The sequence below is a fragment of the Salinarimonas ramus genome, from assembly GCF_014645695.1.
Taxonomy (GTDB): Bacteria; Pseudomonadota; Alphaproteobacteria; order Rhizobiales; family Beijerinckiaceae; genus Salinarimonas; species Salinarimonas ramus.
This window is the reverse complement of the sequence record NZ_BMMF01000005.1, coordinates 405,315-426,612: the sequence shown is the minus strand read 5'-3', so window position 1 is coordinate 426,612 and position 21,298 is coordinate 405,315. Positions and strand designations below refer to the sequence as shown.

Below are 21,298 nucleotides of genomic sequence, written 5' to 3'. Positions count from 1 at the left end.
TCCACGAGCCGGACGCCTCGGTGCTCCGGGAGCCCGAGACGAGATCGCGGTGACATAACGCAATGGCGGACGCCCGCAAGCGAAACCAGCCGCAGGCGCCTGCGGCGAAGACGCCGCGCCTGCCGGCCGGCGCAACGTCCCAGGCCTATCTCTTCCTGACGATCACGGCCCTGTCCTGGGGCGGCAACGCGGTGGCGGGACGCCTCGCCGTGGGCGAGGTCTCCCCCATGGCGCTCACCGCCCTGCGCTGGCTGTGCGTCGTCACGATCCTGGTGCCGCTCGCCTGGCGCGACCTGCGCGCCCACGAGGCGACGATCCGCGCCCATTGGCGGCGCATCGCGCTGATGGCCGTGGCGGGCTTCACCTCCTTCAACGCGCTGCTCTACGCGGCCGCGCACTATACGAGCGCGGTGAACCTGACGATCATCCAGGGCGGCATCCCGGTCGTCGTGCTCGTCGGCGCGCTCGTCGTCTACGGCACGCGCATCACGACGCTCCAGGTCGCGGGCATGCTGGTGACGCTCGCCGGCGTCGCCACCGTTGCCGCGCAGGGCAGCCTCGCGACGCTGCTCTCGCTCTCCTTCAATCCGGGCGACGTGCTGATGATGGCGGCGGGGCTCGCCTATGCCGGCTACACGCTGGCGCTGCGCTCGCGCCCGGCGATGCCGCAGCTCGCGTTCTTCACGGCGATGGCGGCGGTGGCCTTCCTGGCCTCGCTGCCGCTGCTCGCCTTCGAGGTCACGACCGGCAGCGTGATCTGGCCCGGGCCGACGGGCCTCGCCATCCTCGCCTTCGTCGCGGTCTTTCCCTCGCTCATCGCGCAGCTCTTCTTCATGCGCGGCGTCGAGCTGATCGGGCCCGGCCGCGCCGGGCTCTTCGTCAATCTCGTGCCCGTCTTCGGCGCGATGCTGGCGGTGGCGATCCTCTCGGAACCCTTCCACCTCTACCACGCGGTGGCGCTCGCCCTCGTGCTCGGCGGCATCGCGCTGGCGGAGCGCGGCAAGGGGAAGGTCGAGAGCACCGCCGGCGCGCGGCGCTGACGGGTTCGCCCGTCAGCGCGCCCGGTCGATGTAGCTCTGCACCTCCGAGGAGAGCTGCGCCGTCTGGCCGTCGAGATCGCTCGAGACCCGGCTGACGGAGGATGCCGCACGCCCGGTCTCGGCGGCCGCGTCGGACACGCCCGTCATGTTGGACGTGATCTCGCGCACGGCGACGGACTGCTCCTCCACCGCCGCGGCGATCTGGTCGGAGGTCTCGCTCAGCGTCGCGATCTGGTCGCGCACGGAGCCGATCACGTCGACGGTCTCGCCGGTCATCGCCTGGATCCCGGCGATGCGCTCCTTGATCTCGTCCGTCGCCTTGGCGGTCTGGGTGGCGAGCTGCTTCACCTCGGCTGCGACCACCGCGAAGCCCTTGCCGGCCTCGCCCGCCCGCGCCGCCTCGATCGTGGCGTTGAGCGCGAGCAGGTTCGTCTGCGCGGCGATGGTCTGGATCACCTCGGTGATGCCGCCGATGGAGGCCGCGGCCTCCGCCAGGCGCTTGACGAGCCCGTCCGCGCCCGTCGCCTGGGAGGTGGCGTTTCGGGCGAGCTCGGTCGCACTCGTCACCTGCCCCGCGATCTCGCCGATGGAGGCGGCCAGCTCCTCCGTCGCCGCCGAGACCGAGGACGCCATGGCCTGCGCCCGCTCGGCGATCTCCGCCATGGAGGAGGCCGAGTGCGCCATGGAGGCGGAGGAGCCCGCCATCTGCTCCACCGCGTGCGTGACGCTCTCGGCGAGGCGCACGTTGTCGGAGATGATCGACCAGGAGACCATCGGCCCGAGATAGGCGCCATCGGAATTGCGGATCGCCGTGACCTTCAGGTTCAAGGTCTCCGGCCCGACGCGGATGTTGGAGTTCATCGGCAGGCGCGCGGGATCGCGCAGGATGCCGTGCTGGTGGGCCGGGTTCTTGTGGAACACGTCGACGGTCGAGCCCATCATCTGGTCGATCTTGATCGGCAGATGCTGCTCGATCTTCTTCAAGGTCTCGCGGCTGGTCTTGTTGAGGTAGTTGATCTTGAAGTCGACGGGATCGCAGGTCATCACCGCGATCGGCATCTCGTCGATCATCTGCAGGAGGCGCTGCGTCTGCGCCTCCTTCTCCAGGATCTTCGTCACGACGTTCCAGGTCAGCGTCGCATGGGTATAGCGCCCGCGCGCGTCGAAGACCGGGGCGATGTGGAGCGACAGGCGCTCGCTGCCGAGCTTGATGTTCGCCGTATGCGGAAGGCGGCTCGGGTCCGAGAGGAGCTTGCGCTGATGCTCCGGGTGCTTGTGGAACACGTCGATGGAGAGCCCGACGATCTTCTCGACGTCGATGTTCAGCTCGTGCGCGATCTCGCGCAGGAGCTGACGCGAGGCGTCGTTGGCGTAGATGATCTCGAAGCTCGGCACCTCGCAGAGCATCACCGCCTGGGGCAGCCCGTCCAGGACGTAGCGGGCGTCGACACCGAGCGAGGACGAGAAGGCGGGCTTGGTCTTGAGGGCGAACATCGTGATGCTCTCCGGCGGGGATCAGTGTCTGACGGGGACGGCGCTCGTGCGGGCGGGGGCGGATCCGAAGCCGCTGCCTCGAGCGAATCCGCTCCCGGGCGCGTGGCCCGCGCGCCCGAAATGGAGGCCGGGGACGACCTCGCTCGCGAAGAGCGCCGTGGAGACCACCCGGCGCCAGCGTCCGAAAGGCTCGGCGCTGGGGCGACCGCGGCGGCGCTCCACCTCCATCTCGAAGGCGGCGAAGCTCGTGATCCGGCCCTCGCCGTCGTGCACCGGATGGATCTCGACGGCGCAGAGATAAGGCGAGCCGTCGGCGCGGTAGTTCAAGAGCACGTCCCGGCAGGCCCGGCCCTCACGCAGGCTCGCGCCCAGGGCGTGGGTATGGCGGCGGTCTGTGTCGCGCCCCTGCAGAAGCCGCGGGCTGCGTCCGATCGCCAGCTCGCGCGCGAGCCCGGACATCGCGACGAAGGCGTCGTTGACGTAGCGGATCGTCGGGCCGGGAGCGTCGAGATCGGCGTCCGTGACGACGATCGCGGTGTCGCGCATCCGGTCGATGAGGTTCATGAGGTCGAATATGGTCATGCACGAATCCTCATGCATGATCCCTTAACGTCAGCTTAAACGAACGGCCCCTTTGCACGTAGTTCTGCTGTAAAAACTCTTAATTAGGCATAAACCCCTTCCGCAAGCTGGTAATACGGGCGCTTGCGTCGACTTGGTCGCTGCCAATTCACCGACAATAAAGACATTGCTGCGTAGAAAGACGTACGACCACTCGGATCGGGAGCATTCCAATGGTTGCCAAGGCTGACAAGACTGCGCGTATGCGTGCACGCTCGATCGCGATCTCGGCGTCGCTGCTCGAGCTGAAGACGCTCTCGGCGGAGATCCGGTCGAACGCCCACGCCTTCCGGGAGAACCTCGACCGCGTCGCCGGCTCGGACGCCCTGTCCAGCATGCGCCACCTGCTCAACACCATCCGCTGAGGATCGGGAGCCCGGCGGGCTCAGCCGTCGAGCCCCGCCAGCGCGTGCAGCGCGATGCCGCTCGTCACGGCGACGTTGAGGCTGTCGAACTCGCCCGCCATGGCGATGCGCAGCGTCCGCGCGCGGGACATGACGGCGTCGGGCAGGCCCGGACCTTCCGTGCCGAGCACGAGCGCGGCACGGGCGGGGGGCCGGAGCGTCGCGAAGGTGTCCGCGCCCCGCGGCGAGAGCGCGAGCGACGTGAAGCCAGCCTCCTCCAGGAGATCGAGGAGCGCCGACGGATCGCCGGCGCGGGCGAAGGGCACGACGAGGGCGCCGCCGGCGGAGACGCGGATCGCCTTGCGATAGAGCGGATCGCAGGTCTCCCCGTCGAGGATCACCGCGTCCGCGCCGAAGGCGGCGGCGTTGCGGAAGATGCCGCCCACGTTGTCGTGGTTCGTCAGCCCCACCAGGGCGACGACGAGAGCCCGCGGCGGGAGGGCGGCGAGCAGCGCGCGCGGATCGGGCGCGTCCCCGCGCACACCGACGGCCAGCACGCCGCGATGGATCGGAAAGCCCGTGACGGAGTCCATCACGGCCTGCGGCGCCACGTAGACGGGCACGCCGGCGGGGATCGTCTCGGCGAGACCGGCCCGCTTCTCGGACAGGAGCGCGGAAGCCAGCGGGAAGCGCCCGCGCGCGACGGCGAGGCGCAGCACCACCTCGCCCTCGATCACGAAGCGACCCATGCGCCCGACGAGGTCGCGCTCGCGCACCGCGCGGTAATCGGCGATGCGCGGGTCGTCGGCGTCGGTGATCGCGATCATGCCGCCTCGTGGGCGATCGCGCCGTCGACGATGGCCATCGTGCAGGCGGTGTCGCGTACGCGGTCCGGCTCGGCGAGGAAGTCGTGCGTGAACACGGCGATGTCGGCCAGCATGCCGGGCGCCAGGCGCCCGCGCGCCGCCTCCTCCTTCTCGACGAAGGCGCCGTACTCGGTGAAGGCCGCGAGCGCCACCTCCGGCGAGACGCGCTCGCCCTCGTCGAGCACGCGCCCGGTGCGCGTGCGCCGGGTGATCATCGCCTCGAGCGAGAGCCGCGGATCGAGCGCGCAGACCGGCGCGTCCGAGGAGGCGGCGGGATGGAGGCCGGCCTCGATCCAGGTGCGGGTCGGGTAGGAGGGCGCCGCGCGCGCCTCGCCCAGAACCTCGACGTAGAGATCGCCGAAATCGTGCAGGAAGACCGGCTGCGGCACCGGCTCGATGCGGAGCCGCGCCATGCGCGCCGTCTGGTCCGGGCGCACGAAGCCGCAATGCTCGATGCGGTGGCGCCGGTCCGGATCGGGCGCGCCCGCGAGCGCCGCCTCCATGGCGTCGAGCGTCTGGTCGATGGCGGCGTCGCCGATGGCGTGGACGGCGAGCTGCCAGCCCTGCTCGTGATAGCGGCGGGTATGGTCGCGCATCTCGGCATCGGTGAGCGACAGGAGCCCGCGCGTCTCGGGCGTGCCGAGATAGGGCTGCGTCATCGCGGCGGTGCGCCCGCCGGCGCTGCCGTCCGTGAAGATCTTCACCTGCTTGGCCATGAGCCGCGTATCGCCCCGCCCCGGCCGCCAGCCGGCGTCGTACGCCGCCTCGGCGATGCCGCCGGGTCCGCCGAGCAGGCATTGCGAGACCCGCACCGGAAGCCGCCCCGCCGCATGGGCCGCGTCGTAGGCGTCGAGCTCGGCGAGCCCCGCGCGCATGCCGACCGCCGCGTCCATCACGCCGACGATCCCGTGGGCGAGGCAGGCGCGCCCTGCGCGCTCGATGGCGGCGACGAGTTCCTCGCGCGTCGGCGCGGGGATCGCGGCGCGCACGGGATCGCGCGCGGTCTCGGCGAGGAGGCCCGTGAGACGCCCCCGCGCGTCCGTCTCGATGAGCCCGCCCTGGGGCGCGACGCTGGTCTCGTCGAGCCCCGCCAGCGCGAGGGCGGCCGAGTTGCAGATCGCCACGTGCCCGCAGGCGCGCACCACGTAAGCCGGGTGATCGGGGGCCGCGCGGTCGAGCTCGTCGCGCGTGGGATGGCGCCCGACGTCGAGGCGCGCCTGGTCGTAGCCGCGCGCCAGGATCCAGGCGCCCTTCGGAAGCTCCGCCGCGCGCGCCGCGATGCGCTTGAGCAGCGCCTCGAGCGTCGGCGCCGCCTGCGGCGTCAGGTCGAGCTCGACCATGGTCATGCCGAGCGGCAGGAGATGCATGTGCGCGTCGATGAGCCCCGGCGTCGCGAGCCGCCCTGCGAGGTCGATCCGGCGGGTGGCGGGGCCGGCGAGCGCGGCGATCTCCCCCGTGGTGCCGACCGCCAGCACGCGGTTTCCGGCGATGGCGATCGCTTCGTGCACGCCCTCGCCGAGCCCCGCGAAGACGCGGCCGTTCGTCAGGATCAGGGTAGGGGCGTCGCGCATGGGGCGTCCTCGTCTCGGGGCCTCCCCGTATAGCGCGCCCCCGAGCCGCCGCAACGCGCATCGCCGCACGCATCGCCTCTTGCCCGGCCTTCGCCGATCGGGTACCAAAGCCGCACGGCAGGCGCCCGTAGCTCAGCTGGATAGAGCGTTGGATTCCGATTCCAAAGGTCAGAGGTTCGAATCCTCTCGGGCGCGCCACGATCCTCTCGGACTTGAATCGCATAGGGCTTGGGGTATCCGGGCTTCTGCGCTGTCCTGAGCCTAGGAGCGCACGAAGAAGATTCGCTTATGTCGGCAATCTGATCTGACCGCGATGAGCGATGAGTGGGATGCAGCAGAGGCGAAATATGAGCCAGCACGCGTAGATCGCGTCTCCACTAAATGGACTGTCATCGTTGAGACGACCATGTGACAGGGCATGGCGAATGGTCGGCCCTGGTTTCGAGAGGAAGACATTATCAATGTCGGCAGTGATGGCCTTTCCAAAGGTGGCCTCCAATTCGGGCCGCATTTGATCGAAGAGCACAGAGATCGACCGGTCCTCCTGCACCTGTTGAGCGTCGTCGAAGCTCGTCACATCGTTGCCGCTCATTTTCAGTACGTGCCGCAACGAATTTTCAAGCATGGGCGTCAGGATGTAGAGGGCGCTTGCAAAATCGCCCTCAAAAAACCTTGTGAATCCGCGGCTAAAAGTTGCGAGTCGGTCCGACGGTACGAAAGGGCTGCCTTGAAGAAGCACATGGAACGTGTCATCGTTGATGTAAAAGCGACCCATGATGTGCTGTCTTGCCGGCTCCATTGTACCAATGGCGTATACGTGACGTCTGATGCCTTCCTGCCGGCTGATCTGTACCCGAAGCGCATCACCATTGTTGTTATCCTGAAAACCCCCGCCCTCGGTTTTGTGGATGACTTTGCCCTCGTGGTCGTGGAACGATGCCCCAAATAGGGAGGACAGTGGATGCTCCCTTATCGATTTGATGGCATCAGCCATAAGCTTGTCCGGATCAGGCGACCGCCCGAGCCTCGCAAACATCAGCAGCACGTCGATCAGCTCCTGTTGTTCGCCGAGCAGCTTCTCCGTCCGCTCGACGGCATCCTTTAGGTCAATTGGATACGAAAAGGAGGACATCTCTTCGGCGATGCCTGATTGGACATTTACCAGCTTGTGGCGAAGCTCAGTCCGACGATCCCGCTTGCCGGGTACGCCGTGATATTCGGCTATCGCTTGGCTGAGCCAATGCGACGCCAGCATTGCCGAGTTGTGACCTTCGGCCTCGGTCACAAGGGCTTCTGCGGCGGCCGTGCGGCACCGGTATTTGCCGTTGTCATCCTTCGCAATGTGGTACGCTCTCACCGCCAGCCGCCAGAGTTCAACCACAATATGCGGATTCGCGAAATCGTTTCGGCTTGTCAGAAACTGTTCGATTTCAGCGGCGAGGTCCTCCGGCGCGGAAATATTGAAGTCCAGGTCCATTTCGAAAAACCAGTGCACGGGAACCGGATTCCCGTCCTTTAACGCGCGCTCTCGAATGGCAATCACCCAATCTCGACACGTTGCAACCTCATCGTTATTCCAACCGACAGCTCTACCGATGGTAAGAGCGCGTCTCAACGCATCGCGCGTTGCGAGCCCGAGCACCGGATCGCTACGCTCCAACCGGTCTTTGAGGCGACGTGCATCTATTCCCTCGACTATACCGGCGTATGCCTCGACGGCGGCTCGTCCAAGCCCTTGTCGCTTTCGTTCGAGCAACCAGCATGTATCAGATAGCCGCGCTTTCAATACCGGGTTTGAGGCTCGCAAAGCGGCGTTCGCCAATGTCTCAACCGGTTGACCCCGGAAGTCCGCGGGAATGGCAGAGCGTCCACTTTCGCTTACCATCATCGGACCAAAAGGAGCGTTTTTCTCGTTTGGCTTGAAATGAAAACTCGTTACGTCCGCCAGCATTGCAAAGACACGGGCAGCAGGGGCGGCGGCCTCATTTCCAAGCTTTTCGTGAAGGTCGGCTGCCTTGCGATAAGCGGTGCTTAGGTCACAGCAATCCGCAGAGTTGCAGCCCTCTATCGGCCCTTCAAACTCCAGGTCGCATATGTCCTCCAATGTGGCCCGCAGCCAGATGGGGATCTGCGTACCTTCCCCATCCGGGGCGACTGACCACTCTGCTTCACGCTCGGTCATAGCTGCGGTCCATTAGCGGCTTGGCACATTCCAGCAATGCCGCGTCGGTGATGATGATTCAAGGCCCCCCCGGTGCCGAAGTGGCCGATATCGCGTACGTCGCGCGTGAAGCCCGTCTCGAGCTGGACTGCGTTAGAGTCCACGTTGACGAAGACTCTAATGTGCCGCCGTGTAGGGCGCTCGGAGGTTGAGGTCACTGCGCACTCTCCCGCCCGGCGGAGCGGCCCGATACCACCCAGTACACCAGCCCCGCGACGGCGCCCGTGACGAACAGGATCGCGGTGAGCCGGCCTTCCGCGGCGAGCGCAGCGGGGTCGCCCGCGCCGCCGCGCAGGAGCCAGGGGATGCCCGCCGTCAGCGTCGCGGTGAGCCCGCCGTAGAGCACGAGGGAGCGCGCGCCCGCGATCTCGCCGAGCGCCGAGACGAGCGTCACGGGGGCGACGACGAGGACGCAGGCGAGCATCCAGAAGCCGAGGACCATCGTCTCGACCATGGGCGCGGGATCGCCGCCGGCGGCCGCCACGCGGAAGATCGCGGCGAAGGCGGCGAGGCCCACGCGCCCGATCGTCTCGCGCGCGGCCGCATCGTTCAGGACGCCGAGCGCGAGCGCGATCGCCCCCGCGGGGATGGCGAGGACGAGGCCGACGAGCCAGAAGACGAGGCGCGAGAGCGCGTGCAAGGCAGCCTCAATCCCCGCTCTCGGCGGCCGCCGCGGCGTAGACGCCCTCCGCGCCGATGCCGCTCTCGAGCATCATGCGCGCGCGGGCACGCAGCTTCTCCGTCTCGCTCTTGAGCTGGCCGCAGGCGGCGAGGATGTCGCGCCCGCGCGGCGTGCGCACCGGCGAGGCGTAGCCCGCGCGGTAGACGATCTCCGAGAAGCGCTCGATCCGCTCCCAGGAGGAGCATTCGTAGCGCGAGCCGGGCCAGGGGTTGAACGGGATCAGGTTGATCTTGGCGGGGATGCCCTGGAGGAGCTTCACCAGCGCGCGCGCGTCGGCGTCCGAATCGTTGACGCCGTCGAGCATCACGTATTCGAAGGTGATGCGCCGGGCGTTGGAGAGGCCCGGATAGGTCCGGCAGGCCTCCATCAAGGCGGCGATCGGGTACTTCTTGTTGAGCGGCACGAGCTCGTTGCGCAGCTCGTCGCGCACCGCGTGGAGCGAGATGGCGAGCGCGCTGTTCGCCTCCTCCCCGAGCCGTCCGATCTGCGGGACGACGCCGGAGGTCGAGACGGTGATGCGCCGGCGCGAGAGGCCGAGCCCCTCGTTGTCCGCGAGGACGCCGATGGCCGCGACTACGTTGTCCGTGTTGTAGAGCGGCTCGCCCATGCCCATGAACACGATGTTCGTGACGAAGCGCCCGCCGTCGGACGGCACGAAGGCGCCCTCCGGCGGGCTCGCGTCCGGCCAGTCGCCGAGCCGGTCGCGGGCGACGACGAGCTGCGCCGCGATCTCGGCCGAGGTGAGGTTGCGCACGAGCTTCTGCGTGCCCGTGTGGCAGAACGAGCAGGTGAGCGTGCAGCCGACCTGGCTCGAGACGCACAACGTGCCGCGATCGCTCTCGGGGATGTACACGCACTCGATCTCCGCGCCCTTGTCGAAGGGGCCGGTGGAGGGCATGCGCAGCAGCCACTTGCGGGTGCCGTCCTTGGAGACCTGCTCGGAGACGACCTGGGGACGCACCAGCGTGTAGTGCTCCGCCAACGTCGCACGCAGGTGCTTGGAGACGTTGGTCATCTTCGAGAAGTCGTCGGCACCGCGAAAATAGATCCAGTGCCAGATCTGCGAGACGCGCATCTTCGCCTCGCGCTCGGGCACGCCGGCCTCCACGAGGCGGGTGCGCAGCTCCTCGCGGGTGAGGCCGACGAGGGAGGGCTGGCCGGCCTGGGCACCGGGGGCGAGCGTCAGCTCGGCGGCCTTCTCGATGCCGCCGGGAGCGAGCCCGGGCGCGTTCGGGTTATGGCGCGCGATGTCGAGCGCGTGGGACATGGTCGGATCGATCCTCTGCGTGATCCGCACCATATAGGGGAAAATCACGGCGAGCGTGAGTCCTCCTCGCGCGCGGCGCGTCGCTCGCGCGAGGGCGCGACCCTGCGCCCCCCTCGCGCCGCCCTCCGTACTCGGCTACAGCTAGAGGCCTGATCACCGCCTGCGATCACCGTCCGCGCCCCGGGAGCGTCTCTCCATGTCCGTCCACGCCACCTCTCCGCACTTCAAGGAGAACGCCCACCACGCGCTGCGTGACGTGCAGCTCCAGCGGGCCATGGGCAACGTGCGGGTCGGGTTCATCGACAAGCGGGCGAAGGCGGCCGCGAAACTGCCCGAGTTCGAGGCGCTGCGGGATTCCGCGCGCGACATCAAGAACCACACGCTCGCCCATCTCGACCTCTATCTCGAGGCCTACGTCGCCAAGGTCGAGGCGTCCGGCGGCATCGTCCACTTCGCCCGCGACGCGGCGGAGGCGAGGCGGATCGTCACCGACATCTGCCGCGAGGCCGGCGCGCGCACGGTGACCAAGGGCAAGTCGATGATCTCCGAGGAGATCGGACTCAACGAGCACCTGGCGGGCCAGGGCATCGAGCCGGTGGAGACCGATCTCGGCGAGTACATCATCCAGCTGCGCCACGAGGCGCCCTCGCACATCATCGCGCCCGCGGTCCACGTCAACGCGAGCCAGGTGGAGGAGGAGTTCCGCCGCGCACACACCCATCTCGATGCCGCGCGCGACCTCTCCGAGCCCGTGAACCTGCTGACCGAGGCCCGCGGCATCCTGCGCGAGCGCTTCCTCGCCGCCGACGTCGGCATCACGGGGGCGAACTTCCTCGTGGCGGAGACGGGCACGTCGATCATCGTGACGAACGAGGGCAACGGCGACCTCACCCAGATCCTGCCGAAGACGCACGTCGTGCTCGCCTCCATCGAGAAGCTGGTGCCGACGCTCGAGGACGTCTCGCAGCTCTTGCGCGTCCTCGCCCGCTCCGCGACCGGCCAGGAGCTGTCCGTCTACACCACCTTCTCCACCGGCCCGCGCCGGGTGGGCGACGTCGACGGGCCGGAGGCGTATCACGTCGTCCTCATCGACAACGGGCGCTCGTCGATGCTGGGCACGAACTTCGAGGAGATGCTGCGCTGCATCCGCTGCGGCGCCTGCATGAACCATTGCCCGGTCTACCACGCGGTGGGCGGGCATGCCTACGGCTGGGTCTATCCCGGGCCCATGGGCGCGGTGCTGACGCCGTCGCTCATCGGCGTCGACAAGGGCGGGCACCTGCCCAACGCCTCCACCTTCTGCGGGCGCTGCGAGAGCGTGTGCCCCGTGCGCATCCCGCTGCCCAAGCTCATGCGCCATTGGCGCGAGCGGGAGTTCGAGCGCCACCTCTCGCCGGCCACCGTGCGCTCGGGGCTGAAGGCCTGGGCCTTCTTCGCCAAGCGCCCGGCGCTCTACCGGCTGGCGACGCGGGTGGGCATGAACCTCCTGGCCTTCGCGGGGCGCTCGAAGGGACGCTTTTCGAGCCTGCCCTTCGCGTCGGGCTGGACGAAATACCGCGACTTCCCGGCGCCACAGGGTGGCACCTTCCAAGAGCGCTTCGCCCGCGAGCGCGCGGCTGGCGCCGGGCGCCGCAAGGTGGCGTGAGGACGAGACGATGAGCACCGCACGTGACGAGATCCTCGCCTCCATCCGCCGCTCGCTCGGCGTCACCGGCGCCGAGCGCCCGCGCCGTGCGATCGTCGAGGAGCGCCTCGCCCGCGCCCCGGCCGGAGTCGTGCCCGCCCGCGGCGGGGTGACCGGCCGAGCGCGCATCGAGCTCTTCATCGCCCAGGCCGAGGCGGCGCTCGCGACCGTCGCGGAAGTGGACGCGCCGGCGGACGTGCCCGCGGCCATCGCCGCCTGGCTGCGCTCGCACAACCTCCCCGCCACGTTGCGCCGGGGCACGGATCCGCGCCTCGCCGCCATGCCGTGGGAGGATACGCCGCTCGCCCTCGACGAGGGGCCGAGCGACGGCTCGGACCTCAACGCGGTCAGCCACGCGCTCGGCGGCGTCGCCGAGACCGGGACCTGCGCGCTCGTCTCCGGGCCCGAGAACCCCTCGACGCTCAACTTCCTGCCCGACAACCACATCGTCGTCGTCGATGCGGGCGAGATCGTCGGCGATTACGAGAGCCTCTGGGCGCGCGTGCGCGAAAAGGCGGGCAAGGGCGCCATGCCGCGCACCGTCAATTGGATCACCGGCCCGTCGCGCTCGGCGGACATCGAGCAGACCATGTTCCTCGGCGCCCACGGCCCGCGGCGCCTGCACATCGTCGTCGTCGGCGGCGGCAAGGCGGCGGGCTCGGGCGAGACGGCGGAGAACGCGCCGCCGGCCTGATTCCTCCGGCGCGACGCCTGGCTCGAATCGGCACGCACCGTCATAACCCGACAGGGACGCAAGCCGCGCGCAAGCACCGCAGCGGAACCTCGCTCGTCCGGGCGCGGAACGGCCGCGCCGGGTCGAGGATGCGGCCATGCGCAGCGACGACGCCTATTCCCCCTTCCACGTCGACCGGCGGCGCGCCGAGCGTCTGCCGCTCGCCCTCTCCTGCCGCATCCTGCTCGGCGACGGCAGCGCGCATGCGGGCGAGACCTTCTGCGTCTCCGCGGACGGCGCGGCGATCCGCACCACGGCGCCCGTCCTCGACGGCGAGATCCTGAACGTCGCGATCTCCGACCTCGGGCTCGCCCGCGCACGGGTCGCGCGCTTCGTCGAGGACGGCATCGGCGTCGCCTTCGAGCGCGACGGTCGCGACGCGCGCGTCGCCGCCCTGATCTGGCTCGAGGAGCGGCTCGAAGGCCGGCGCGCGGAACTGCGCGCGCATCCGCGATCGCTGCCGCCGCCGGCGAGCGCCCTCGTCACGCTCCTCGACGATCCGCCGACGAGCGCCCCCGCCGCCCTCGCCGACGTCTCGCTCGGCGGCGCGCGGCTCGTGACCGAGCTCAAGGCGGGAATCGGCGCGCCGGTGCGCCTCGGCAGCCTTCCCGCACGGGTCGTGCGGGTGCTGCCGGACGGCTTCGCCATCGCGTTCACGCGGGCGTGATCGCCGCGCCACACGGCCCAAGCGCCTCTCGCATCGGCGCAATTTCGATCCGCGCCGGTTCGCGGAGGCGAGCGGGTGCGCGTCGGCGGTTTTCCCGGGAATGGATTTCCCTATAGTGCGGCCCTGCCGCCGGGATTCGCCGGCGCGCCCCACCCCGCCCGACACCATCCTCCCCCGGGATCATGCGACAGCATTCCTCCCTCATCGTCTTCGTTCGCTCCCACACCCGCCTCGCGGCCGTGGCCCTCCTCGTCTCCCTCGCGCTGGCCATCCTGGTGCTCGCGAGCGCGGCCGCCCAGGCGCAGATCCCGGGCCTGAGCCTGCCCGGCGCGGCGGCCCAGGAGGAGGCGCCGCCGGCGGAAGGCGAGGCTCCCCCCGAGGGCGAAGGCGCTCCTGCAGGCGAGGCGCTCCCGCCGGAGCTGGAGGCGCTGCGTGCCGTCATCGCCGACGACGCGGCGCGCGCCCGCCTCCTCCAGGCGCTGGAGGCGACGGCGCCGGACGCGGCCGCCGCCGCGGCGCTCGTGGCCGAGGCCGTGGAGGAGGAGGCGCCGCTGCCCTTCGCCACGATGATCGCCGAGCAGACCCGCGGCGTCGCCGAAGAGATCGCGGGATTGTTCGCGGTGACGGGACGGGCGCTCGAGACCATCACCGCGCTCTGGGGCGACGTGAACCGGGACGACCTGGAGCAGCTCGGCCGCGTGCTGGCCTCCCTCGTCCTCGTCGTCGCGGTGACGATCGCGAGCTATCTCGCGCTGCGCTGGCTCGCCGGGCGCGTCACCGACCGCTTCGCGCGCAGCCGCCAGACCGAGCACATGGTCGGGCGCGTCGTCTTCTCGCTGGCGACCTTCCTCGTCGAGGCGCTCACGCTCGCGGCCGCCTGGGCGATCGGTACCTTCGTCGTCACGAATTTCGGCGGGACGGGCCGCAACGCGATCAACCAGCAGCTCTTCATCAACGCCTTCGTCATGGCCGAGGGCATCAAGCTCGGCGTGCGCGCGATCCTGCGGCCCCGCCGCGGGCGACTGCGCATCGTCCAGCAGATCTCGGACACCGCGGCGGCGTACTGGTACTTCTGGATCGGCCGCACGACCTCGATCGTCGTCTACGCCTTCCTGTTCGTGGCGCCGATCGCCGCCTGGAACGTGTCGTTCACGGCAGGCCAGGCGGTGCGCACCCTCGCGATCCTCGCGGCCTGCCTCGTCGGCATCCTCGTCACGCTGCAGAACCGCGAGGCCGTGCGCCGCCTGATGACGCGCCGGGCCGTCAACGGCAACGGCAACGGCAAAGCCGACGCCACCGCACGCTTCCTCGCGGCGCTCGGACGCGTCTGGCACATCCTCGCCATCGTCTATTTCGTGGCGCTCTTCGTCATCTGGTCGACGCGTCCCCGCGAGGCGCTGAGCTACATGCTCTCGGCGACCTTCGAGAGCGCCATCGCGCTGGCCGTGGGCGTGGGCATCGCCGTCTTCCTGTCGCGCTTCATCACCGGGGGCATGCGGCTCTCGGACGACGTGAAGCAGCGCCTGCCGCTGCTCGAGTCGCGGCTCAACGCCTTCGTCCCGAAGATCCTGCACGTCATCCGCCTCGTCGTGCTCATCGGCATCCTCGTCGCCGTGGCGCAGGCGTGGGAGCTGTTCGACTTCCTCTCCTGGGCCTCCTCGGGCGTCGGGCTCGCGGTGACGACCTCGCTGATCTCGGCCTTCCTGATCGTGCTCGTGGGGATCGCGCTCTACATCCTCGTCTCGTCCTGGGTCGAGTACCGGCTCAACCCCGATTACGGCACGCCGCCGACGGCGCGCGAGCGCACGCTGCTCTCGCTCTTCCGCAACGCCTTCACGGTCACCCTCGTCGTGGTCATCGCGATCATGGTGCTCTCGGAGCTGGGCGTGAACGTCGGGCCGCTCCTCGCCGGTGCCGGCGTCGTCGGCCTCGCGGTGGGCTTCGGCGCGCAGAAGCTCGTGCAGGACGTGATCACCGGCGTGTTCATCCAGCTCGAGAACGCCATGAACGAGGGCGACGTCGTCTCCGCCGGCGGCATCTCGGGCGTGGTCGAGCGCCTCACCATCCGCTCCGTGTCCATCCGCGACCTCCACGGCGCCTATCACCTGGTGCCGTTCTCCTCGGTGGACATGGTCACCAACATGATGCGCCACTTCGCCTATTACGTCGCCGACATCGGCGTCGCCTATCGGGAGAACGTGCCGGAGGTGAAGCAGGCCATGCAGGACGCCTTCGACCTCCTCACCCAGTCCGAGGAGCACGGGGCGAACATCATCGGGCCCTTCGAATTGTGGGGCGTCGAGGCGCTGGCCGATTCGGCCGTGGTGATTCGCGCCCGCATCAAGACGGCGCCCGGCAAGCAATGGTCGACGGGCCGCGGCTATCTCGAGGTCGTCAAGCAGGTCTTCGACGAGCGCGGAATCGAGATCCCCTTCCCGCACCTCACGCTGTATGCCGGCGAGGGCAAGACCGGCACGGCGCCGCCGCTGCGCATCCTCACGGAGCGCGCGCCGGCGAACGCCGAGCCCGCACCCGCGCCTCAGCTCTCGACCGCGAAGGAGGCGGTGGAGAGCATCGCCGCCAACACCACGGCGGCGCCGGAGGAGACCGGGGCGAAGGCGAGCTGAGCCGAGCCGCGTCGGAGTGCGGGGCTCACGCCCGCATCGCCGCCGACGCGTCGTCCGACGAGGGCAGCCGATCGCGGAGCGCCCCGATGGTCTCGTCGAGGAGCGGCGCGAGGGCGTCGATCGCCGCATCGTCCGGCAGCGTGCCCGCCTCGCGCGCCGCGGCCTCGATCAGGGCGAGGCGACGGGCGAGGGCGGCAGCACCCACGTTGAGGCTCATGGATTTGAGGGCGTGCGCCGCGCTCGCGACGCGGGCGGGCTCCGCGCCGTCGCGCACGGAGGAGGCGAGCTCGGCGAGCGCCGGCGGGGCGTGCTCGAGATACAGACCGAGGATGCGCTGCAGGAACCCGGCGCCGGCCCCCGCCGCCATCTCGACGATGCCGGCGACGACCTCCTCGTCGAGCAGCGGCGCGTCGCCGTCCCCGCCGCCGATCGAAGCCGCGGCGGGCCCGGCCGCTGCCACGCCGGCGTCCACGTCCTCCACCGCCTCGCTCGGCGCGAGGTGCTCGGCGAGCGTCCGCGCGAGCGCCGCGAGGGTGAAGGGCTTGTGCAGCACGCCGTCCATCCCCGCCTGGCGCCAGGCGTCGGCGCCGGCGCCGACCACATGGGCGGTGAGCGCCACGATGGGCAGGCGCGGTGCGCCGGTCTCGGCTTCGCGCGCGCGGGCGAGACGCGTCGCTTCGAAGCCGTCGAGCTCGGGCATCGAGCCGTCCATCAGGACGAGGTCGATTCCGCCCGCGGCCATGGCATCGAGCGCCTCGCGGCCGTCCGCCACCGTGCGCGCGACGATGCCGAGCCGCGCCAACGCCTCGCAGGCGACCTCGCGATTGACGGCGCTGTCGTCGGCGACGAGCACCCGCGCGCCGGGAAAGCGCGGCAGCGCCGCGTCCGCGGAGGCCCGCCCCGCCTCCTCGCGCGGGAAAGGCTCGCCGGAAACGAGGCGCGCGAGGGCGAGCGTCCATTCGCTGGGCGCGAGCGGGCGCCTGAGCAGCGCGTCCGCGAGCCCGCGCGCACGCGCCTCCTCGCCCGCGCGCTCGCCGATGGGCGAGAGCGCCAGCACACGCCGCGCGCCGACGGGTCGGCCCTTGCGCAGGAGCGCGTCGGCATCGACGATCCAGTCCGCGTTCTCGGGCGTGGCGTCCGATCGCGTGAGGACGAACCCCGCCGCCGCCAACGACGCTTCGAGCGCGGCGCGCGTCGCCTCGCCGGCGCAGGCGACGACGGCCGGGCGCGGCGCTTCCAGGCGCGCGCGAGTGCCGGCCTCGTCGTCCGCGGCGATGCACGGCAGCAAGACCGTGAAGCACGAGCCCTCGCCGACGACGCTCTCCACCCCGATCGTGCCGCCCATGGCGGCGACGAGCCGCTGAACGATCGAGAGCCCGAGCCCGGTGCCGCCGTAGCGCCGCGTCGTCGACTGGTCCGCCTGGGAGAAGGCCGAGAAGATCGTGCCGAGCTTCTCCTGCGGGATGCCGATGCCGGTATCCTCGACGCGGATCGTCACCCGCTCACCCTCGCCCGCGATCCGCACCAGGACGTGGCCCTGCTCGGTGAACTTCAGCGCGTTGTTGACGAGGTTCGCCACCACCTGCGTGATGCGCACGGGATCGCCGAGGAGGCGCGGGACGGCGGGGTCGATCGCGGCCGCGAGGTCGAGGCCCTTTCCGGCGGCGCGCTCGCCGAAGAGCGTCACCACCGTCTCCGCCGCCTCGGCGAGGTCGACGGGCACGGCCTCGAGCTCGAGCTTGCCGGATTCCACCTTCGAGAAGTCGAGGATGTCGTTGATGATGGCGAGCAGCGACTGGCCGGATCGGGCGATCACCTCGGCGTAGCGCCGCTGGCGCTCCGGGAGGTCGCCGGCGGCGAGGAGCTCGGCCATGACGAGCATGCCGTTCATGGGCGTGCGGATCTCGTGGCTCATCGTGGCGAGGAACTCGGACTTGGCCCGGCTCGCCTCCTCCGCCGCGTCCTTGGCGACGACGAGGTCGCGGGTGCGGTCCTCCACGTCCTGCTCCAGGCGCTCGCGGGCCTGCGCGAGCCGCGCGTCGCGCCGCCTGATCTCGCTCAGCATGGCGTTGAAGCCGAGCGCCAGCTGGCCGATCTCGTCGTCGCTCTCGACGGGGCAGGCCTCGTCGTAATCGTGCGACTCGCGCACGCGGCTCATCGCAGCGGAGAGCGTCACCAGCGGGCGGGTCAGCGCGCGCTGGAAGCGCACCGCGATGGCGAGCCCGATCCCTCCGGCGATCACGGCCGCGCCGAGCCCGACGCCGAGCACCTCGAGCAGCCGCCCCCAGAGATCGCCGGTCATGGCGACGATCTCGAGCGATCCGATCGGCATGCCGCCGTCCACCACCGGCACGCGCACGAGCACCATCGGGGATGTCACGAGCGCGACCACCGAGATCGGCGCGTCCTGCTCCAGCACGAGGGCGTCGGTGAGGCGCACGCCCGTGCCGACCTCCTCGACGATGCGGCCGTCCATGTCGGTGACGGTGAGCGTCGTGATGCCCGGCAGCTCACGGATGGCGCGTCCCGCCTCGAAGATGGCGTTTCCGTCGCGCCGCGCCACGGCCTCCGCGCTCGCGGCCGCGAAGACCTGCGCGACGGCGAGGAGCCCCTCGCGCTTCTGCTCGCCGTAGCGCTCGACCTCGAGGACGAGGCTCGCGCCGGACCCGAGCGCCAGAGCGACGAGGATCGAGGCGACCACCAGACGGCCGAGCTTTCCGACGATCGACGTCTTGGGTTGCAAGCGGCATCTCCTGGGAGGGATTCGTCCCGCGTCTCGGCGGCGATGACGATTATTCGGAGAAACCGTGAGTGTCGGCTTAACTAACCGATTTAATCGGGGATTCAGAGGTCGTGCGTACGGTCGGGGCAAAGAGGGTCGAACCATGCTCCTCGGCAAGACGAACGCCGGCTTTCTCTACGTCTTCGACGCTCCCACGCGTCTGCTCGTCGTCGACGACGACCCCATCATGCGCGAGTTCGCGTCGGGCCAGCTCGACCATCCCGGCGGCGAGGTCGTCACCGCCACCGACGGCGAGGAGGCGCTCGCGATCCTGCGCCGCGACCCGCGCTTCGACCTCGTGCTCAGCGACCTCGAGATGCCGCGGATGAACGGCTTCTCGCTCCTCACGGAGATCCGGCGCGACGCGCGCCTCGCGCATCTGCCGGTCGTGGTGATCACGAGCCGCGAGGACATGTTCGCCATCGATCGCGCCTACGAGGTGGGCGCGACCTCCTTCGTGGCGAAGCCCGTGAACTGGCGCCTCGTCGGCTACCAGCTCCGCTACGTGCTGCGCGCGGCGCGCATGGAGGCGCAGGCCCACGAGGCGCGCGCGCAGGCGCAGGCCGCGAGCCGCCTGCGCGAGAGCCTGCTGGCGCTCCTCCAGCACGAGACCCGCACGCCGCTCAACGCCATCATCGGCTATTCCGAGCTCCTCCAGGCGAGCCTCGCGCCCGATGCCGATCCCCGCTCCTATCTCGACAACGTCATCGAGGCCGCGCGCGGGCTGAACGCGACGCTCCAGCGCGTCTTCGCCTTCGCCCAGCTCTGCGCCGGCACCGTCCATGTCGAGCCGGAGACACTGCGTGCGGCGGATCTCGTCGAGGACGAGGCCCATCGCCGCCGGCGCGCCGCGGAGAGCGTCGGCGTGCGCCTCGTCGTGGAAGCCGACGCGGACGCGCTCGTGCGGGCGGATGCGCGCCTCCTGACCTCGGCGCTCGGCGAGCTGACCGCGAACGCCCTCGCCCACACGCACGCGGGCGACACGATCCGGCTCCTCGCGCGGCGCGCGGAGGGCGAGGTGGTGATCGCCGTCGCCGACACGGGGCCCGGCCTGGACGCGCCGACGCTCGCGCGCGTCACGGAGCCCTTCGTCCAGGCGGAGAACGCCCTCGTGCGCCATGCGAGCGGGCTCGGCCTCGGCCTGCCCACCGCACGGCGCATCGCAGAGATGGCGGGCGGGCGCCTGGCCCTCGCCTCCAGCCCTGGTCACGGTCTCCTCGCCGAGATCCGCCTGCCCGACGCCGCGCTCGCGGACATGCCGTTACGGGAGGCCGCCGAATGAGATCAGCCGTGAGAGAGCGCCTGTCCGCGTTCGGCCGGCGGCTCGCCGACGAGACCGGCGCCGTCGTCGTCTTGTTCGGGCTCGCCCTCGTGCCGATGCTGGGCGCCGCCGGCCTCGCGGTGGACGCGACGAGCTGGTACGGCGCCCGCGCCGCGCTGCAAGCGGCCGCCGACGGCGCGGCCATCGCCGCCGCGCGCGAGATGCGCCTCGCCAACACCCCCGCCGATCAGCTCCAGGCGGGCGCCGAGAACGCCGCCCGCGCCGCCGTTCAGGACCGTGGCTTCGACCCCGCCGCCGCACGCGTGCGCGCCGTCGTCGATTCCCGCGCCCACACCGTGCGCATCGACATCGCCACGCCGCTCGAGCGCATCTTCAGCCGCGTCGTCACCGATACCTTCGTCGAGGTGGCCGTGAGCGCCACCGCACGCATCAGCGGCAGCGCGCCCATCTGCGTCGTCGCGCTCGACGAGAGCGGCTCGAAGGCGCTCCACCTCGAGAAGCGGGCAGCCATGGAGGCCTCGCGCTGCGGCGTCTTCTCGAACTCCACCCATCGTCAGGCGCTGCGCATGGACGACGACGCGCGGATGCAGGCCGCGCTGATCTGCTCCGCCGGCGGCCATCACGGGCGAGGCACCGCCTTCACGCCGACGCCGCGAACCGATTGCCCGCCCATCCCCGATCCGCTGGCGGGCCGCGCGCCGCCGAGCGTCGGGCCGTGCACGCACCAGGACCTCGTCGTGCGCCGCAACGCGACCCTCCTGCCCGGCGTCTATTGCGGCGGCATCCGCATCCGCGACGGCGCCGAGGTGACGCTCGCCTCGGGCCTCTACGTGATCAAGGACGGGGAGCTGCGCGTCGACGATGCGGCGGTGACGGGCGAATACGTGTCGCTCTACTTCACGGGCAAGAACGCGGCCATCGACTTCCGCAAGGAGTCGCGCATCGACCTCTCCGCCATGCGCGACGGCGCGCTGGCCGGCATCCTGTTCTTCCAGGACCGTGATGCGGAGGAAGGGCGCGACTTCAAGATCGCGAGCGACGACGCCCGCACGCTGCTGGGCACGATCTACCTGCCGCGCGGAGACCTGTTCGTGAACGCGGAACGCTCCGTGGCGGACCATTCGGCCTACACCGTCATCGTCGCCCGCCGCCTCGAGCTGTCGGCCGGACCCGTCCTCGTGCTCAACACCGACTACCACGCCACCGACATCCCCGTGCCCGAAGGTGTCGGGCCCACCGGCAACGTCGTTCTCTCGCAATGAGGCCGCGCTCGCGCCCGGGCGACGTCTTCGAGACCAGCGAAGACCGCCAGGCTGCGCAGTAAGACATGGTTAACCACGATGTTTCGACTTCGCTTAAAGGTCGAGCGATCGGGAACTCGGCATCTTTCGGCAGGTTGAGCCGGCAAGAGGACACA

The 21,298-nt window shown here is 70.3% G+C and carries 16 protein-coding genes, 1 tRNA gene and 1 pseudogene; 9 read left to right on the top strand and 9 right to left on the bottom strand.

Annotated elements, in window-relative coordinates; all coding sequences use genetic code 11:
• The first annotated feature begins 62 nt into the window (after nt 1–62).
• Nucleotides 63–1,040: a DMT family transporter gene (locus IEX89_RS10995; protein ID WP_188912705.1), complete on the top strand. Its 978-nt coding sequence runs from the start codon at nt 63–65 to the stop codon at nt 1,038–1,040.
• A 12-nt stretch (nt 1,041–1,052) separates the two neighbouring features.
• Here IEX89_RS10995 and IEX89_RS10990 read toward each other — a convergent pair whose 3' ends face one another.
• Entirely contained in the window at nt 1,053–2,534 is a 1,482-nt protein-coding gene (locus IEX89_RS10990) for a methyl-accepting chemotaxis protein (RefSeq protein WP_188912703.1), read from the bottom strand.
• A 21-nt stretch (nt 2,535–2,555) separates the two neighbouring features.
• Nucleotides 2,556–3,116 carry a PAS domain-containing protein gene (locus IEX89_RS10985; protein WP_188912701.1) on the bottom strand — a complete coding sequence of 187 codons (561 nt, stop codon included), beginning with the start codon at nt 3,114–3,116 and terminating at the stop codon, nt 2,556–2,558.
• Between the two features lie 242 nt (nt 3,117–3,358).
• On the opposite strand from IEX89_RS10985, the gene IEX89_RS10980 reads away from it, so the two are divergent.
• A complete protein-coding gene (locus tag IEX89_RS10980) occupies nt 3,359–3,520 on the top strand; it encodes a hypothetical protein (protein ID WP_188912699.1) in 162 nt (53 codons plus the stop codon).
• Between the two features lie 20 nt (nt 3,521–3,540).
• Here the strand turns inward: IEX89_RS10980 and IEX89_RS10975 are convergent, their stop codons facing one another.
• A complete protein-coding gene (locus IEX89_RS10975) occupies nt 3,541–4,326 on the bottom strand; it encodes a TrmH family RNA methyltransferase (RefSeq protein WP_188912698.1) in 786 nt (261 codons plus the stop codon).
• Nucleotides 4,323–5,936, bottom strand: a complete 1,614-nt coding sequence (locus tag IEX89_RS10970; RefSeq protein ID WP_188912696.1) for an amidohydrolase — start codon at nt 5,934–5,936, stop codon at nt 4,323–4,325. Before IEX89_RS10970 ends, IEX89_RS10975 begins: the two co-directional genes overlap by 4 nt.
• Before the next feature lie 121 nt (nt 5,937–6,057).
• On the opposite strand from IEX89_RS10970, the gene IEX89_RS10965 reads away from it, so the two are divergent.
• Nucleotides 6,058–6,134: transfer RNA gene (locus IEX89_RS10965), tRNA-Arg, on the top strand.
• 88 nt (nt 6,135–6,222) lie between these two features.
• On the opposite strand, the gene IEX89_RS10960 is transcribed toward IEX89_RS10965, so the two are convergent.
• The 4 genes and pseudogenes from IEX89_RS10960 to rlmN all read right to left on the bottom strand — a co-directional run bounded on the left by IEX89_RS10960 (nt 6,223) and on the right by rlmN (nt 10,106).
• Nucleotides 6,223–8,118, bottom strand: coding sequence for a DUF7380 domain-containing protein (locus IEX89_RS10960; protein WP_244645277.1), 1,896 nt, complete (start codon nt 8,116–8,118; stop codon nt 6,223–6,225).
• A pseudogene (locus IEX89_RS24425) lies at nt 8,105–8,297 on the bottom strand (DUF91 domain-containing protein); the annotation flags it as partial. The pseudogene IEX89_RS24425 and the gene IEX89_RS10960, both read right to left, overlap by 14 nt.
• 14 nt (nt 8,298–8,311) lie before the next feature.
• Nucleotides 8,312–8,797 carry a hypothetical protein gene (locus IEX89_RS10955; protein WP_188912693.1) on the bottom strand — a complete coding sequence of 162 codons (486 nt, stop codon included), beginning with the start codon at nt 8,795–8,797 and terminating at the stop codon, nt 8,312–8,314.
• A 7-nt stretch (nt 8,798–8,804) separates the two neighbouring features.
• On the bottom strand, nt 8,805–10,106 hold the full coding sequence (gene rlmN / locus IEX89_RS10950) for a dual-specificity RNA methyltransferase RlmN (RefSeq protein WP_188912788.1): 1,302 nt from the start codon (nt 10,104–10,106) through the stop codon (nt 8,805–8,807).
• 196 nt (nt 10,107–10,302) lie between these two features.
• Here rlmN and IEX89_RS10945 point away from each other — a divergent pair, with 196 nt between their 5' ends.
• The 4 genes from IEX89_RS10945 to IEX89_RS10930 all read left to right on the top strand — a co-directional run bounded on the left by IEX89_RS10945 (nt 10,303) and on the right by IEX89_RS10930 (nt 15,817).
• The gene (locus tag IEX89_RS10945) at nt 10,303–11,751 is read left to right on the top strand and encodes a LutB/LldF family L-lactate oxidation iron-sulfur protein (RefSeq protein ID WP_188912691.1); all 1,449 of its coding nucleotides are present in this window, start codon (nt 10,303–10,305) and stop codon (nt 11,749–11,751) included.
• A gap of 10 nt (nt 11,752–11,761) precedes the next feature.
• The gene (locus IEX89_RS10940) at nt 11,762–12,484 is read left to right on the top strand and encodes a LutC/YkgG family protein (RefSeq protein ID WP_188912689.1); all 723 of its coding nucleotides are present in this window, start codon (nt 11,762–11,764) and stop codon (nt 12,482–12,484) included.
• 136 nt (nt 12,485–12,620) lie between these two features.
• Entirely contained in the window at nt 12,621–13,190 is a 570-nt protein-coding gene (locus IEX89_RS10935) for a PilZ domain-containing protein (protein WP_188912687.1), read from the top strand.
• 182 nt (nt 13,191–13,372) lie between these two features.
• Nucleotides 13,373–15,817 (top strand): mechanosensitive ion channel domain-containing protein, encoded by a 2,445-nt coding sequence (locus IEX89_RS10930; RefSeq protein WP_188912685.1) that lies wholly within the window; start codon nt 13,373–13,375, stop codon nt 15,815–15,817.
• A gap of 25 nt (nt 15,818–15,842) precedes the next feature.
• Here IEX89_RS10930 and IEX89_RS10925 read toward each other — a convergent pair whose 3' ends face one another.
• Complete coding sequence (locus IEX89_RS10925; RefSeq protein ID WP_244645276.1) at nt 15,843–18,560, bottom strand: ATP-binding protein; 2,718 nt, start codon at nt 18,558–18,560, stop codon at nt 15,843–15,845.
• A gap of 142 nt (nt 18,561–18,702) precedes the next feature.
• On the opposite strand from IEX89_RS10925, the gene IEX89_RS10920 reads away from it, so the two are divergent.
• Entirely contained in the window at nt 18,703–19,881 is a 1,179-nt protein-coding gene (locus IEX89_RS10920) for a hybrid sensor histidine kinase/response regulator (RefSeq protein WP_188912681.1), read from the top strand.
• Between the two features lie 8 nt (nt 19,882–19,889).
• Nucleotides 19,890–21,143, top strand: a complete 1,254-nt coding sequence (locus IEX89_RS10915; RefSeq protein WP_188912679.1) for a pilus assembly protein TadG-related protein — start codon at nt 19,890–19,892, stop codon at nt 21,141–21,143.
• Nucleotides 21,144–21,298 lie beyond the last annotated feature (155 nt).